This is a genomic window from Sphaerochaeta sp. UBA5836, from assembly GCF_002432845.1.
Classification (GTDB): Bacteria; Spirochaetota; Spirochaetia; order Sphaerochaetales; family Sphaerochaetaceae; genus Sphaerochaeta.
Window position 1 is genome coordinate 21025 of the sequence record NZ_DJGW01000097.1, and the last position, 15125, is coordinate 36149.

Below are 15125 nucleotides of genomic sequence, written 5' to 3' on the forward strand. Positions count from 1 at the left end.
GCCTATGCAGTCACCTTGTTGCGCTTGATCTTTTTCGTACTGGTCATATCCATCGGCTTGTCCAAGATGGTCAGGCGGGTGATTTTCTTGTATCCGGAAACCTGTTGATTCACTTCCTTGATGACCCGGTCCAGATCCTCTCTGATGGAAACGGGGTGCTCCTCGTAATATTCTGAATTAGGATAGATCACCGCTTCGATCATTTCAGCTGGAACATCCTTGTCCTCCTGATAGCCGCGGATCAGGATCTGCTCTACTTGGGTGTAGAGCTGGAAAAGATCCTCGATCTCCTCGGGGTAGACATTTTTCCCCCCTTCGGTGACGATGATGTTTTTCATCCTTCCTTTGAGATAGAGATAGTTCTCTTTGTCCAGATACCCCAGATCACCCGTCCTCAAGTATCCCTGCTCATCAAAGAGCTCGGCGGTGTGCTGTGCATCCTTGTAGTAGCCTTGGGTCACATTCGGACCTTTGACCCTGATTTCCCCAACCCCGTTCTCGTCCGGGTCTGCAATTATCATATCCACCATGGGGAATACCATGCCCACCGAATCCACCTTGAAGTGACTGATGGGATTGAGCGTGAGGATGGGACTGGTTTCGGTAAGCCCGTAGCCTTGAATGAAGTCCAGGCCGAGCTGCTGGTATTGTTTGAACACTTTCGGGCTCAAGGGACCCGCTCCGCAGATAAGGATGTTGTTGTGATCAAGGCCGATCTTTTCAAGCAGCATTGTGTTGAAGGCCTTGCGAAAGAGGTTCCAGTGCAGGTGCTTCTTGGTAAAGCCGTTGATGGTCATCATGGTGCGGATCAACCCATAGACAAAGACACCCTTCTTTTTCACTTGTTTGAGCAGGCCGGACAAAAGTTTGTTGTAGAGCAGGGGGATTCCCATGAATATGGTGACTTTGCCTTGGGTGAGGTCGTTGATCATCCGGCTGACGGCGATTTCTTGGCCGAAGACACACTCGGCTCCATGCTTGATGGATTCAAGCAGTACGGCAGTACAGCAATACGAATGGTGGAGGGGCAGCAATGCATACAGGACATCGTTTTCGTCGAGGCTGAGGAAGGTGCCGTCACACGCCTGATAGAGGTCGCTGACAATATTGGCATGGGTGAGCATGGCACCTTTTTCGTTTCCTGTGGTACCGCTGGTAAACAGAATCGCTACAAGGTCGTGTTCATCTGAAGGTACACGCTCACCAATCGAAATGGGAGCAAGCTCATCGATGGAAGGATGCTTATCGCTTTTTCCGCTCAGCGTCGCCAAACCCTTGAGCCTGTGAAACCAAGCCTTCTCGGGATCGAGGGCGTCGATGACGGTCTGGTCGCCGAAGAAAAATGAGGCATCCACAAAACTGCTGAGGTTCTCAACCCTGTCGATGTGCAATTGGTTGTCCAGCGGCACCACCACAGCCCCTGCATACAAGGTTGCAAGATACGCTATGGCCCAGGCCGGGCTGTTTTTCCCATTGACGACAATGCGGTCCCCTTTCTTGATTCCCTGTTCCCCAAGGTATGACCCCACCCGCTTCACCTGGTCGAGGATTTGGGTGTAGGTAAGCACTACCCTGTCGGGTCGGAAAACTGTAAAACCATTTCTCTTGCCGAACTTTTGTTCCGTGATAAGCAATAAGTCTATGATGGTCGGCCACTGTCCTTGGAACAGCACCCCGCGATATTGGTCCAAATCGTCCCAAGAGTGTTTCATGATAAGGGGTACTCCACGTTTCAACGCATGATACAAACATACTATTCGCCCGATAGGGGTGTTGTTGGTTTGATTTTCACAGAATATACCCTATTTGTCAAGAAACAAATAACTCCTTGACCTAATTATGATTGATTACATAGTTAAAAAATACTAGAGAGCGGGAAACAACCGTTTGTCCGTGAGCAAGGCGGAAATATCCGGATATACGACATCGGAAAGGCGCCTGAGGCTCTTCTTGTCATTGCTTCCGCTCAAGAGCGCAATGGTATAGCCGGCCTTTGCACGCTTGGCAAACAACATGTCGGTGATGGTGTCCCCGACCATGGCCACCTGGTTTGTACCAAGGCCTTGCTGCTTGCAGAACTCCTGGAAGGCTTGGGGGTGGGGCTTTTTCTTGTAGTGGCTGTCGCGGCAGGAGACGAAATCGACATACTCGCTCAATCCCATCAAGGAGAGGAAGAGGGATGTGGAGGAGGCGTTGTCATTGGTGATGATTCCAATGGAGTATCCTTGTTTCTTGAGGTTTGAAAACAATGTTTGCTGGATGGAGAAGTCCATCTTGCTGAGTTTTCGGCTCAAAATCGCCTCGCTGTTTTGTACACTTTGGTGATAGGCACGGATTGCCTTGATGGCGTTCACCCTGTAGTGGATGCAGTACGTGAGGAATCTGCGAAAGATACGAAAAGGGCGGTGGGTGAACAAAAGTCCTTTGGGAAGGCTGTCCCCGTGTTCGTCTATTCCCATGAGATGGAGCATCGCCTTCTTGGCTTTCTGATGGCCTGCCTTGCCCATGGACACAAAGGCGCTGTCGATTCCTTCTTTCAGTACATCCTCCCATACCTGGGCGTAGTCGAAGAGTGTGCCATCCTTGTCAAAAATGATTCCCTTGAGTTTCTCATTCATTTGTGCCATGTTTGGGTATCATCATACGGTACACGCTTGACGTCTGCCTAGGGGGGAATGCATGCAAACGTTGCAAGAAAGGGTCATCGAGCGCACAAGAACGTTCGCACAACAGGTGGAAACACTCCGCTTCAGCTGTGACTGCTATATATACAATCCTTTGACGTATGCATGGGCGATGCATGAGCTGTATATCCGAACCTATCTCAGTTGCCCGGTCAGGACACTGCTGTTGGGAATGAACCCGGGCCCTTGGGGGATGACGCAGACCGGGGTTCCCTTCGGTGAGGTTGAGGCGGTGAAGCACTTTCTCAAGCTTGAGGCTGAAATTGCCAAGCCCTTGGTGGAGCACCCCGCCAGACCGGTGTTGGGACTGCAGACGAAGCGAAGCGAGGTGAGCGGAAAACGTCTCTGGGGCCTCATTGCAGAGCATTACTGCAGTGCCGAAGCGTTTTCAAAGGAGATGGCTGTCATCAATTATTGTCCTTTGGTCTTCATGGACAGGAAACCTACAGCAAAAAACATCACTCCCGATATGCTGGTAACAGGGGAGCGTCTTGCCCTGGAGACAATTTGCGATCGATACTTGCTTGATATGATCGACCTGCTCGAACCCACCCATCTGATTGGAATCGGCAAGTACGCAATGCAGAAATTCACGCATGTTGCGAAAAATAGAAGCGATGTAGTCATCTCCTCGATATTGCATCCAAGCCCTGCCAGCCCTCAGGCCAATCATGGGTGGAAGGAAAAAGTTGAGGAGCAACTTCGTTCATTGGGAGTGTGGAGCTGAAGACAATCCAAGATTTGTATTGTATTCTTGGTGATTTGTTCACTTTGAGAGTGATAATGTTTTAAAATACTTGCTCAGAGAAACTACATATGCAAAAATCTTACTAGACAATCAGGTTTCCCTTTGATACTCTGTTATTCATGGATACCGCGTGTTCGCGTCCTGCCTATGCCAAAATAAATCTGCATCTGGCCGTCGGACTTCCTTACCCGGATGGGTATCATCCCATCCAGTCCCTGTTTGCATTGGTGGGCTTGAGCGACACCATCTCATTGGTGTGGAAAAAGTCCAGAACATTTGCTGTCCAAGTGCATGGGTTGGAAGCGGTTTGTAGTGGTTCGGAGGATACCCTGACCAAGGCAGCCCGCCTCTGGCATGAAGCCGGGGGGTATCCTTTGCAATTGGACATCAGGTGCGACAAGCAGATTCCTGTGAAAGCAGGGCTGGGTGGCGGTTCAAGTGATGCAGCCGCGCTGTTGACTCTGTTGCAGGCCATCGATCCCGGGCGCTCGGTTTCTGAACAGCTGTTGAAAGAGGTCGCTTTGCAGGTCGGCAGCGATGTTCCCTTCTTTCTTTCCGGCTCTCGTGCGGCTCTGGTAACAGGAAAAGGGGAAAACGTTGCTCCTGTGGAGAGCCGTTCGATGCCTGCTTTATTGGTAATGCCGACTTTTTTTGACATATCGACGTCATCGGCATATCGGATGTTGGATGAAAAAAGAGGGAATTTGCAGAATGTACCTATGTACGGCACACAGGAATTGTTGCGAATATACAAAAAACCTTCCCATAATTGGAGAGGTTCATTGTATAATGACTTTCAGTCGTGCTCGGGCAATGGTATTTTTTACGAGACTTTAGAGACTGTTTGCAAGGGCTATAAGGGGTTTTCCAGCATGAGCGGTAGTGGAGCCTGTTGGTTTTTCGTCAGTGAGGATGCTTCTCAAGTCCATGATGCACATAAAGACATTGTCGCCGCTTTCGGCCCTCGTGTCAGGTGTTGGATTACCCACCTCATGAGTTAAATAAAGTTCGATGAAGTTGCTGGTAGTTGTTTGGAGGTTTTTGTGGATATTTCAGAAGTACGTGTACGGAAAGTCAATCAGACAGGAAAACTCAAGGCTTATGTGACCGTTACGTTCGATAGCCAATTCGTGGTCCATAACATCAAGGTCATCGAAGGCCGTGATGGTGATTTCATTGCAATGCCGAGCAGGCAGTTGGCCAATGGCGAATTCAAGGATGTTGCACATCCGATCAGCAGTGCTTTCCGCGATCATCTCCAAAAAGTAATCATGCAGGCATATGCTTCCGACACCGGTGAAGCAACAAGCGAAGAAGAGCTGTAATAAACCGCTGGACAAACCCAGTATTTTCGTATACTGTCGTATCCGTTGTTGGGAAGTCGCCAAGCGGTTAAGGCTCTGGTTTTTGGTGCCGGCATCGGGGGTTCGAATCCCTCCTTCCCAGTAGGGCAATCCAGGATATGGGTTGCCTGTTTTTTTGTGAAGGGCTTGCCCTTGTAGGGCTAAACGCTCTATACTCGCTTCTTAGTGGTATTCTGAATATCCAAAATGCTATGGTAATTGGACATCGATGCATGTGCCAATGAGAGTACAAGGAGTTTGTATGGCTGACAACAAGAGTTTGAAGGCGGAATTGAGAACCGAAGATTTCGGGAGTGCCGGCGCCCGTCGTTTGCTTCGAGCAAAACGCATTCCGGCAGTAATTTATGGAAAGAATGCTCCCGTGCACATTATTCTGGATTCCCGTGAATTCACCAATAAGATGCGCCATTTCTCTGAAACCGCTCTGCTGAAGATTTCAGTAGGGGAAAAGACATATGAGTGCCTTATGAAGGACTATCAGGAGAACCTGATGATCGGTGAGATCAAGCACGTGGACTTCTTTGAGGTTACCCGCGGCCAGGTTCTTCGCACACTGGTCTCCATCGTGCTGAAGGGCAATCCTGTTGGAACCAAAGAGGGCGGCGTCCTTGACCAGGTCATGCATGAAGTTGAAATTGAATGTCTGCCCAAGGATCTTCCTGCTTCTCTCGAGGCTGATGTGTCCGCCTTGAAAATCAACCAGAGTCTCCACCTCAAGGATGTGGTGATTCCCCCCAACGTGAAAGTGCTTGATGATCTTTCCAAAACGGTTGCTTCCGTCAAGGGTGTCAAGGCCGAGGTTGCTGCTCCTGCCGAGGAAGTCGCTGAAGCCGCTGCTCCTGTTGAAGCAGAAAAGGATGCAAAGGCGAAGAAATGAGGTTGATTCTTGGACTGGGCAATCCCGGGACCAAGTATGAGCACTCCCGACACAACGTCGGCTTTGAAGTAGTGGATATGTGTGCAGCGTTTTTTCAGGTAACTCTGAAGAAACGCTGTTTTCGTCTCTATCGTCAAGCCAAAGTGGGGGATGATGTCCTTCTGGTTCAGCCGCTTACCTACATGAATGCAAGCGGAAAGGTTCTCAAACACTTTCCCGGGACGGATGCTTCCGATATGATTGTAATCTGTGACCAGTTGGATCTGCCTGCTGGAATGATTCGCATACGCAAGGGAGGCTCGTCTGCAGGCCATAATGGCCTCAAGAGCTTGATTGACCATCTGGGAAACAGTGATTTCATTCGGATTTATGTGGGGATAGGTCGACCCGAAGAGGGTGTGTCGGTAATTGAGCATGTTCTTGGCCGCATTGATGATGAGAAGATAGTGAATGGAATACGCCTGGCTTCACAAGCCTTGATCGAGCTGGTGGAGGGAAGGGCGTTGCAGGAGGTGATGGTTGCTTACAATCGACGCAGCCGTGTTGGAAAAGGTTGATTCTTTTCTTGCTGAGCACCACATCGATAGGCATGAGCGCATCGGGGTGGCATTTTCCGGAGGAAGCGACTCCCTCGCTCTTCTTCTGGCTCTTGCACAGCTTTATGAACCGCATCTTTTGCATGTGATGTATGTGCAACATCATTTGCGGCCGGACTCTGAGCTCGAAGCCGAGATTGCCCTGAACAGGGAAAATTGCCAAAAGCTGGGAGTGCCTTTGCATGTGCTCGATCTGGGCAAAGGCAGGGTCGAGCAGTCTGCTGCAAGCAGGAAAGGCGGCATTGAAGAGGCGGCAAGGCACCTTCGATACGAAGCCTTGTACAGCGAGTGCTCGCAAGCCGGTTGTTCCTACCTTGCCACCGCCCATAATGCTGATGACCGGCTGGAAACCCTGTTGATGAGGCTTTTCCAAGGGTCCAGCATAGCGGCATTGGAAGGGGTGCGTGTCCTGCGTACAGTTGATGAGTGCAACATTACCCTCGTCAGGCCGGTTCTGGCGTGCTCTCACGAAGAACTTACCAACTCTGTGAAACAGCACAACATGGTCTGGTCGGAAGACTCCAGCAACGGTGAGGATGCTTACCTGAGAAACATCATCCGCCATACAATAACCCCTCCGATACTCTCCGTGTTCGGCGGTGCATATGAGGCTGTCGCCTTGATGACCAAGCGTTTTGGCGAAGTAGGGCACTTGTTGGAAGTGCTTACGGAGAACTGCCTCAAGGCAGTGTCTTTTTCTGCTGACCGTATTGTCTTTTCCCGCTCATGGTTCAACTCCCTCTCTCCGGCTTTGCGGGATTTGGTGCTCTTTCGCATCGTTTCATACCATGATGAAGGCAACCGCATCAAAAACTCATTCATCCAGCGCTTGAGGAGTGCATTGGAAATGCGTCGTGATGACGATGGATGGATCTTGGAATCAGGAGCCCACCGCTTGCAAGTGGATCAGGATGTATGCTCCTATTATGTGGTCAGAGAATCCGATTGGCAGTTTTGCCTTGCCCTTGCAAATCCTGGTGAGGTGCAGACATTGGACCTTGGAAACAATGTGCTTTTCTCCATTCAGATCTACGAGGAAAATCCAGCCGACCCGACGTTGCTCGCCCTCGATGAGGCGATGCTGCAAGGAGCGGTGCTTCGGTCGGCCCAACCTTGTGATGAAATTGCCTTGGAGGGGGGAACGGTGAAGGTGACGAAACTGCTCTCTTCCTATAAGATACCGAAACACCTGCATCCATCGGTCCCGGTGCTTGCCGACCGCAATGGCCTTGTCGCCGTTTTTGCCCGGCTCCATGGAGGTCGGGACCGGCTTGCCAAGCGTTTTAAAGCTCCCCTTGCCCGAAGATTGACAAATATATATAGTAGTAACATAAGGAAGCATTGCAGTGAAATTGAGTAAAGACAGCCAAGAAAACGATTCGGAAAAGAAGTCTGGGAACCAAGATTCCAACCAGTATTGGCAAGGTCCGGGAAAGGATAACAAGAAACCATCGCTCAGGCCTTCAAACAATCCTAAAAACCGTTTCGCACTGATTGTGTTCATCACCTTGACGATAATGTTTGTCTATATGTTTTTTGATTCAGCCGCTGGCGTAAAAGACCAAGTGGTTCCCTATACGACATTTATAGGATATGTGGATGCAAACCAGGTCATGCAGGTCGAGATCAAGGAGCAGTCCTTGATTCGTTTTGTCCTGAAGAACGGCCTTTCTGCCCAGACGCGAATCCCGTATTTTGATGAGAGTCTGCTGCCCTCCTTGAAGGCGAAGGGAGTCTCGGTGACCGGCAGCGTGCAGGAGATCTCGTTTTTGCAGATTGTTTTGCAGCTTCTGCCTTGGATTATTTTCATCGGCTTCACCATTATGTTGTATCGTCAGTCCAGCGGGTTGAATGGCAAGATGATGTCCACCTTGGGCAAGAGCAGAGCCAAGGAGTACATGGAAACCGATACGAAAATTACATTCAAGGATGTTGCCGGGCAGGTTGAGGCGAAATATGAACTTGAAGAGGTCGTTGCCTTTCTCAAGCATCTTGACCACTTCACCAAAGTCGGGGCAAAGATACCTCGCGGAGTTCTGTTGGTGGGTCCTCCGGGAACCGGCAAGACCTTGCTGGCGAAAGCTGTTGCCGGGGAGAGCGGGGTATCCTTCTTCCATACCAGCGGTTCCGATTTTGTGGAAATGTTTGTCGGCATGGGCGCAGCCCGAGTCCGCGACTTGTTCGAGCAAGCCCGCAAGCACGCTCCCTGCATTCTGTTCATCGATGAATTGGATGCCGTCGGGCGAACCCGCGGCGGCGGTCTCGGCGGTGGGAACGATGAGCGGGAACAGACGCTGAACCAGATTCTCGTCGAGATGGATGGCTTTTCCACCACCGCAGGAGTCATCGTGATGGCGGCTACAAACCGTCCAGATGTACTTGATCCTGCATTGCTCAGGCCCGGTCGTTTCGACAGGCAGGTTGTGGTGGATCTTCCCGATATCAAGGAACGTGAAGAAATCTTGAAGATACACTGCCGCAAGATCAAATTGGAAAAGGATGTGGATTTGAAGCGGCTCGCCCGTGGGAGTGCAGGCACCAGTGGTGCGGACCTGGCCAATCTGGTCAATGAAGCCGCCCTGTTTGCAGCACGCAAGAACAAATCGACGGTCAATATGGAAGATATGGAAGAGGCCAGGGACAAGATTCTGCTTGGTGTGGCACGCAAGAGCCGTGCGATGAATGAGCAGGAGAAGCTTGCAACTGCCTACCACGAGGCCGGCCATGCCCTTCTCCATTACTATTTGAAACATCTCGACCCTTTGCATAAAGTAACAATCATTCCCCATGGCAGGGCGCTCGGCCTCACCGTGAGCCTGCCGGAGCGTGATCCCTATACCAAGACCAAGTCGATGCTCAGCGACTGGGTCAAGGTATGCATGGGCGGGTATGTAGCCGAAGAGCTGGTCTATGGAGAAACCACCACGGGAACCAGCAACGATATCAAGCAGGCAACCGACCTGGCTCGACGCATGGTTACCGAATGGGGGATGAGCGGCTTGGGATTCGTCAATCTGGCTGATGAATCGGAACCCTTGTTTCTTGGACGCGAGATAACCCAGCACAAGGATTACAGTGAAGAGACGGCAAAACGGATTGACCAGGAGATTCATGTGATTCTCGATGATGCCATGAATGAGACAAGGACGTTGCTCTCGACAAACCGGGACAAGCTTGAAATTCTCACCAAGGAATTGGTGGAGAAAGAAACCTTGGACGATGCTCAGATTCGCGTGCTTCTGGGCTTCGACCAGATTGCACCCACTGCTTCTGAAGAGACCGGACAAGATCCAGTCGAACAACCGAACGAATAAGGACGAGTATGAGTGCTGATTCCAGACTGACCCGAAACTTTTGCATTATTGCGCATATCGATCACGGCAAGTCGACCCTTGCCGATCGTTTCATTGAGATGGCTCACCTCAACTCTTCGCGAGGCCCCGTCCAAGCCCAGATTCTTGACAATATGGATATCGAGCGGGAACGCGGCATCACCATCAAGAGCCAGGCTGTTACGATTCCCTATACTGCAAAAGATGGAAAAACCTACTCACTGAATTTGGTCGACACCCCGGGTCACGTCGATTTTTCCTATGAGGTATCGAGGGCTATCAGCTCCTGTGAAGGTGCGTTGCTTCTCATCGATGCATCCCAAGGAGTCGAGGCCCAGACCTTGGCCAATTTGTATATGGCCATGGAGCATGATTTGACGATCATCCCGGTCATCAACAAGGTTGATCTGGCATCTGCAGACATTGAGGCTTGCCTGCACCAGATTGATCACGATCTCGGGCTTGACAGCTCTTTGGCAGTCCAGGTAAGTGCCAAGACCGGTTTTGGCGTGGATGTGTTGCTCGAGGCCATCGTCAAGCAGATCAAGCATCCTGAAGGCAATGATGCATTGCCGTTGCAGGCTCTCATTTTTGACTCGCACTACGATGCCTATCGGGGTGTCATTGTTCATTGCCGTGTTTTCGACGGTGTTATGAAGGTCGGTACCGAAATCCAGTTCATGCACTCCGGCGGTATCTACAAGGTTGAGGAGGCCGGGATTTTCCAGCTTGAGCTCATCAAGACCGGCGAGTTGCATGCCGGGGATGTAGGGTATGTGATCACCGGTGTGAAAACCATCAGCGATGTGCGGGTCGGCGATACCATAACCACCACAAGTCATCCGGCAAAGAAACCGCTTCCCGGATTCAAGGACGTCAAGCCGGTTGTCTTCAGTTCGATCTACCCGGTGGATACAAATGATTATGAGGAGCTGGTCAGCGCCATCGAGAAGTTGAAGCTCAACGACGCCTCCCTCGTGTATGAGAAGGACAGTTCTGCTGCTCTGGGTTTCGGATTCCGCTGCGGCTTTCTGGGCATGCTTCATCTGGAAGTCGTTCAGGAGAGGATTGAACGGGAGTTCGACCTGTCCATCGTGTTCACCAGCCCTTCGGTAAAGTACATCGTCCACCTGAAGAACGGTGAGACCGTCAATATTGACAATCCCTTGGAATATCCCGACCCGATGCGGGTTGAATACGCTGAAGAACCCTATATTCAGGCCAATGTGATTACTCCGACACAGTATGTGGGGCCGATCATCAATTTGTGCATGGAGAAGCGCGGGACGCAGACCGGGATGAACTATCTGGATGAGAAGCGTGTTGAGCTGATTTATGAAATGCCTCTGGCGGAAGTGTTGTTTGAGTTCTATGACCGTCTCAAGTCGATCAGCCGCGGGTATGCTTCCTTCGATTATCAGGTCATCGGCTACAAGCGCACGGATCTGGTCCGTCTGGATATTCTGGTCAACGGGGAACCCGTGGACGCCTTGAGCCAGTTGGTTTTCCGTGGAAACAGCCAAACACGCGGCCGTCAAGTTTGTGAAAGACTCAGAGGTGAAATCCCCCGCCAGCAGTACAAGATCGCCATCCAAGCAGCCATTGGAGGCACCATCGTCAGCCGTGAGACAATCTCTGCCTTTCGCAAGGACGTTACCGCCAAGTGTTATGGTGGTGATATCAGCAGGAAGCGCAAGTTGCTTGAGAAACAGAAAGAGGGCAAGAAGCGCATGAAAATGGTTGGAAACGTTGAAATCCCGCAGAGCGCCTTCCTGGCCGTTCTCAAGAGCGACGACGACGCAAAGTAACACTGTTCTCCGCTGTATTCTTTATTGTCCCCTCGATGAGAGGGGGTGTATACTTTCATAGAAGAACTATGAACAAGGGGTGTCTTATGTTGACCAAACGCTCGGTTGCCACTACTGCTGAAGGTGACGATATTTTTTCCATTACGCTCACCCAGGGAGATTTCACTGCAGAGATTCTCAGTCTTGGAGCCATTCTCAAGACCCTGAAGACTCCTGACCGCAACGGTGAAATCCGCGATATCGTGCTGGGGTTTGACAACCCGCTGGATAATCTTGCTTCCACCACCTATTTCGGGCAGGTGGTTGGGCGATTTGCCAACAGAATCGCGAATGCCCGATTCACGCTTGACGGCAAGACCTGCATGCTTGAGAAGAATGAGGGAAACAACAACCTTCACAGCGGTAAAAGCAACTGGGGCTGGCGCAACTGGCATGTGGAAACGTTTGATTGGAATGGTGACCCGGGGGTGGTGTTGAGCCTTTTCAGTCCCGACGGTGATGGCGGCTTTCCCCATGCAGTGAACTGCACGGTTTCGTATGTACTGACAAGAGACGGCAATCTGCGCATGGATTATGAAGCAACGGCAACAGGACCGACTCCCATCAATCTGACCAATCATTCGTATTTCAATTTGGGCGGAGCTGCAAGCGGCACCATACTTGGTCACGAGCTCCAGCTTGACTGCGACCGATACCTGGAAGTTGATTCAGCATCCATTCCTACGGGTAGGATCATTGATGTTCGCGGTACTGCATTTGATTTCACCAAGAAGAAAACGATCGGTCGTGATATCGAGAAAGCCGGAGGGTATGACCATTGTTTCATTCTCTCCCGCAGTTCTGAAAAATTGGTTGAATTCGCGTCGGTTTATGAACCCAACAGCGGCCGTACCATGAAGATCAGCACTACGATGCCGGCTGTGCAGCTGTATACGGGCAACTACCTTAAGGCCGCTGAGATTGGCAAGGGGAACGTAGCCTATCCAAAGCATGCAGGCATGTGTTTTGAGACCCAGTATTATCCTGACAGCCCAAACCATCCTGAGTTTCCCTCCTGCATTTTCAATAAGGAACGAAGTTTCAAGCACACAACGGTTTTTAGTTTTGGAAGTAAATAGCGATTGTGTCCGGGTATGGCTGCCGGGCAGTGGAGTGCATGATGAAAGAGGTTAAGATCATTGGGATCACCGGAGGCTCCGGCTCCGGTAAATCCACTATTGTAAGAAAAATCGGAGAAGTCTGTTCTGATTTCGTGTTTATTCCTCAGGACAATTACTATCGGTCTGCTTCGTACATCAGCAATGAGAATATTACTGCATTCAATTTCGACCATCCTGATGCATTCGACATTGAGCTGCTGTATGAACACTTGAATGCGTTGAAAGAAGGCAGGAGTATTGAGATGCCCCTGTACGATTTCGTGCATCATCGCCGCAGGGATGAAACGGTGAGTGTCCAGCCTAAACCTTTGGTGATTATTGAGGGGTTGATGGTTTTGTATGACAAGCAGATACGGGATCTGCTCGATTTGAAGTTGTATGTGGATACTCCTGACGATATTCGGTTTATCCGTCGTCTCAAACGGGATATCGCCGAGCGTGGGAGAACGGTTGAAAGTGTCTGCAACCAGTATCTCGAGGTGGTCAGGCCAGGGCATTTCAACTTTATTGAACCCACGAAAGTGTTCGCTGATATCATTATTCCCGAAGGCGGCTACAACGAAAATGCCTTATCGGTGCTGATACCCTTCGTCAAGGAACTCTCCCGCTGATCATCGTTTCCTGAAAAGGGTGAACCCATCCCGTATGGCTTTCCAGGACCAGGTTTCAGGGACCTGGTCGTCACCTCCATAGTACCACCGGCTGCAGCGCAGGATTCGGGCGAAGCCCATGATGAAGCCTTTTGCGATGCCATGCTTGAGTACGGAGTCGACCATATACGTGGAGCAGGTTGGATGGTACAGACAACCGCCTCCAAAAAACGGGGAGAGCAATCCTTTGTAGAGGTATACCGGGATAAGAAATATGTTTCTAAGCAACTTTGCTGGTTTTTTCATAGGAACATTCTATGTTTGGATTGTCAAAGTTGCAACAAGCAGGTAAAATGAGAAAGTAGGGATTTGACTTGACAAGTGAGAATCGCTATAGTAAGCAAGAATTGAGCAAATTGTATGGAGGGATAGGTATATGGCTGGTAACATATCTAAGAATGCTCGCCGTGAAGGGGCAAAGGTTATGATGAGCCGCTGGGGCGGCCCGATCAAGATGAAGGCGGTTTTCGAGAATGGAAAACTTCGCCACGTGGCTTATTGCGAGAAATCTGGGAATACCGCTCGCAAGCCGAAAGACTTGATGTAAGGATTTTCGTATCTGAAATTATAACCATAAGCCTGTGAATATAACAATCACAGGCTTCTTTTTTCAGTAAATAACGGTCTAAATCAGCATTTTTCGCGTATTTTTGATGTATCCGATTCTAGCAGTGTGTGTTATAGTGTTGTTGAGTACGTATACAACGACACATGAGAACGTCATGAGGAGGAAACACGTGAAACGTCTTTCAAGAACAATTATGACAGCAATGCTGGTAGCTTTGTTGGCTTTTTCCCTTGTAGGTTGTAAGAGCACCGCCAAGGTTGAGCCAATTCCGCCAGCTCCTGTTGTAGAACCTGCTCCCGAGCCAGTCGCTCCTGCAGCACCCGTCCCTGAGCCCGCCCCGGCCCCCGTACCGGCCCCTGAACCGGTCGCTCCGGCTCCTGCCCCGGCTCCTGTTGCTGCCGCTCCTGTTGAGATGGAGCTGCCCTACGGAGTGAAGGAAATTGTAAAGAATGATGACGGAGCGAAGGTATTCGATCTGTTCATCGTGCATACGAACGACCTGAACGGCAACATCTATGCCGAGAACGGCGGACTGGGACTTGCGAAGTTCTCGACCGCCCTGAAGGCCGGGCGTGCGATCACCGACAACTGGCTGCTTCTGAACAGCGGCAACGTTGGTGAGATACCCGCCGAGGCAGCGATGCTGGCGGCCGAAGTCGTCGACGAGCTCGGCTACGATGCCTACACCCCGCAGGCGATCCAGCTGGCCACCGGCATAGCCGGGACGAAGAAGGCCCTCCCGCTGAGCGTGAACGCCCTCGACGCGAACGGATACCTGGTTTCCCAGCCCTACCAGATCTACGACTTCAACGGATTCAAGGTTGGGGTGGTCGGCCTGGTGGCCCCGAAGCCGATCCAGGGCGTGAGCTTCACCAGCGACGTCGTCCTGGACAATGCCCAGTATGCGGTCGACCTTGCCAAGGGATATGCAGACTACCTGGTAGTCCTGAGCGATCTGGGCGACAAGGGCCCGATCACCAGCGAGATGGTGGCGCAGAACATCGACGGCATCGACTTGATTGTTGACGGCAACGGGTCTGCGATGGCGAAGACGGTGAACGGCACCCTGATAGTCAGGGCCGACGAGCAGCTGAAGAGCGTTGGTGCTGTGCAGCTGAGCGTTGCGAATGGCGAGGTGAAGGCCGTCTATCCGATGCTCCTTCCTGCAGCCGACGTTCTCGAGCCTTCCAAGAGTGCGATAGCCAAGGCCTACGAGCCGATTGCCAGAGCGATGGGATACACGCTGATGGTGACCGTGCCCGAGGATCCGGCCATTGTGGCGAAGATTGGTGCGACCCCGGTTGTGAAGGCTGAAGTACCTGCGCCGGCACCCGCTCC

Annotated in this window: 14 protein-coding genes, 1 tRNA gene and 1 pseudogene; 13 read left to right on the forward strand and 3 right to left on the reverse strand. The window is 51.1% G+C overall.

Translation table 11 applies throughout. The annotated features are described in order from the left end of the window. Positions 1–2 precede the first annotated feature (2 nt). Together B3F49_RS09180 and B3F49_RS09185 are read right to left on the reverse strand one after the other, a co-directional pair. Positions 3–1712, reverse strand: coding sequence for an AMP-binding protein (locus B3F49_RS09180; RefSeq protein ID WP_293910576.1), 1710 nt, complete (start codon positions 1710–1712; stop codon positions 3–5). Positions 1713–1865: 153 nt separating this feature from the next. Further along, on the reverse strand, positions 1866–2627 hold the full coding sequence (locus B3F49_RS09185) for an HAD family hydrolase (RefSeq protein ID WP_293910578.1): 762 nt from the start codon (positions 2625–2627) through the stop codon (positions 1866–1868). A gap of 52 nt (positions 2628–2679) precedes the next feature. On the opposite strand from B3F49_RS09185, the gene B3F49_RS09190 reads away from it, so the two are divergent. From B3F49_RS09190 to udk, 11 genes are all read left to right on the forward strand, one after another. Then, positions 2680–3411: a uracil-DNA glycosylase family protein gene (locus B3F49_RS09190; RefSeq protein ID WP_293910580.1), complete on the forward strand. Its 732-nt coding sequence runs from the start codon at positions 2680–2682 to the stop codon at positions 3409–3411. Between the two features lie 254 nt (positions 3412–3665). Next, positions 3666–4433: a 4-(cytidine 5'-diphospho)-2-C-methyl-D-erythritol kinase gene (locus B3F49_RS09195; protein WP_293910582.1), complete on the forward strand. Its 768-nt coding sequence runs from the start codon at positions 3666–3668 to the stop codon at positions 4431–4433. Between the two features lie 42 nt (positions 4434–4475). Next, positions 4476–4757 carry a septation regulator SpoVG gene (gene spoVG / locus B3F49_RS09200; protein ID WP_293890790.1) on the forward strand — a complete coding sequence of 94 codons (282 nt, stop codon included), beginning with the start codon at positions 4476–4478 and terminating at the stop codon, positions 4755–4757. A 49-nt stretch (positions 4758–4806) separates the two neighbouring features. Next, positions 4807–4878: transfer RNA gene (locus B3F49_RS09205), tRNA-Gln, on the forward strand. A 159-nt stretch (positions 4879–5037) separates the two neighbouring features. After that, positions 5038–5673: a 50S ribosomal protein L25 gene (locus B3F49_RS09210; RefSeq protein ID WP_293890793.1), complete on the forward strand. Its 636-nt coding sequence runs from the start codon at positions 5038–5040 to the stop codon at positions 5671–5673. Then, entirely contained in the window at positions 5670–6230 is a 561-nt protein-coding gene (gene pth / locus B3F49_RS09215; RefSeq protein ID WP_293890796.1) for an aminoacyl-tRNA hydrolase, read from the forward strand. The genes B3F49_RS09210 and pth overlap by 4 nt, the downstream gene beginning before the upstream one ends. Continuing rightward, a complete protein-coding gene (gene tilS, locus B3F49_RS09220; RefSeq protein WP_293910584.1) occupies positions 6193–7629 on the forward strand; it encodes a tRNA lysidine(34) synthetase TilS in 1437 nt (478 codons plus the stop codon). The genes pth and tilS overlap by 38 nt, the downstream gene beginning before the upstream one ends. Beyond that, positions 7616–9583: an ATP-dependent zinc metalloprotease FtsH gene (ftsH, locus tag B3F49_RS09225; protein ID WP_293910586.1), complete on the forward strand. Its 1968-nt coding sequence runs from the start codon at positions 7616–7618 to the stop codon at positions 9581–9583. Before tilS ends, ftsH begins: the two co-directional genes overlap by 14 nt. Positions 9584–9591: 8 nt before the next feature. Next, positions 9592–11409, forward strand: coding sequence for a translation elongation factor 4 (gene lepA, locus B3F49_RS09230; protein WP_293910588.1), 1818 nt, complete (start codon positions 9592–9594; stop codon positions 11407–11409). 86 nt (positions 11410–11495) lie between these two features. Then, positions 11496–12527: an aldose epimerase family protein gene (locus tag B3F49_RS09235; RefSeq protein WP_293910590.1), complete on the forward strand. Its 1032-nt coding sequence runs from the start codon at positions 11496–11498 to the stop codon at positions 12525–12527. A gap of 41 nt (positions 12528–12568) precedes the next feature. Further along, positions 12569–13180: a uridine kinase gene (gene udk, locus B3F49_RS09240; protein WP_293890811.1), complete on the forward strand. Its 612-nt coding sequence runs from the start codon at positions 12569–12571 to the stop codon at positions 13178–13180. On the opposite strand, the gene yidD is transcribed toward udk, so the two are convergent. Continuing rightward, positions 13181–13465, reverse strand: coding sequence for a membrane protein insertion efficiency factor YidD (gene yidD / locus B3F49_RS09245; RefSeq protein ID WP_293890814.1), 285 nt, complete (start codon positions 13463–13465; stop codon positions 13181–13183). A gap of 130 nt (positions 13466–13595) precedes the next feature. On the opposite strand from yidD, the gene B3F49_RS09250 reads away from it, so the two are divergent. Then, positions 13596–13766 (forward strand): hypothetical protein, encoded by a 171-nt coding sequence (locus B3F49_RS09250; RefSeq protein ID WP_293910592.1) that lies wholly within the window; start codon positions 13596–13598, stop codon positions 13764–13766. 124 nt (positions 13767–13890) lie between these two features. Then, a pseudogene (locus B3F49_RS09255) lies at positions 13891–15125 on the forward strand (bifunctional metallophosphatase/5'-nucleotidase); the annotation flags it as partial.

Bases quoted from the DNA above. Each gene is read 5' to 3' on its own strand.
- B3F49_RS09180 (WP_293910576.1), bottom strand. From the start codon at position 1,712: ATGAAACACTCTTGGGACGATTTGGACCAATATCGCGGGGTGCTGTTC.
- B3F49_RS09185 (WP_293910578.1), bottom strand. From the start codon at position 2,627: ATGGCACAAATGAATGAGAAACTCAAGGGAATCATTTTTGACAAGGAT.
- B3F49_RS09190 (WP_293910580.1), top strand. From the start codon at position 2,680: ATGCAAACGTTGCAAGAAAGGGTCATCGAGCGCACAAGAACGTTCGCA.
- B3F49_RS09210 (WP_293890793.1), top strand. From the start codon at position 5,038: ATGGCTGACAACAAGAGTTTGAAGGCGGAATTGAGAACCGAAGATTTC.
- pth (WP_293890796.1), top strand. From the start codon at position 5,670: ATGAGGTTGATTCTTGGACTGGGCAATCCCGGGACCAAGTATGAGCAC.
- lepA (WP_293910588.1), top strand. From the start codon at position 9,592: ATGAGTGCTGATTCCAGACTGACCCGAAACTTTTGCATTATTGCGCAT.
- B3F49_RS09235 (WP_293910590.1), top strand. From the start codon at position 11,496: ATGTTGACCAAACGCTCGGTTGCCACTACTGCTGAAGGTGACGATATT.
- udk (WP_293890811.1), top strand. From the start codon at position 12,569: ATGAAAGAGGTTAAGATCATTGGGATCACCGGAGGCTCCGGCTCCGGT.
- yidD (WP_293890814.1), bottom strand. From the start codon at position 13,465: ATGAAAAAACCAGCAAAGTTGCTTAGAAACATATTTCTTATCCCGGTA.
- B3F49_RS09250 (WP_293910592.1), top strand. From the start codon at position 13,596: ATGGCTGGTAACATATCTAAGAATGCTCGCCGTGAAGGGGCAAAGGTT.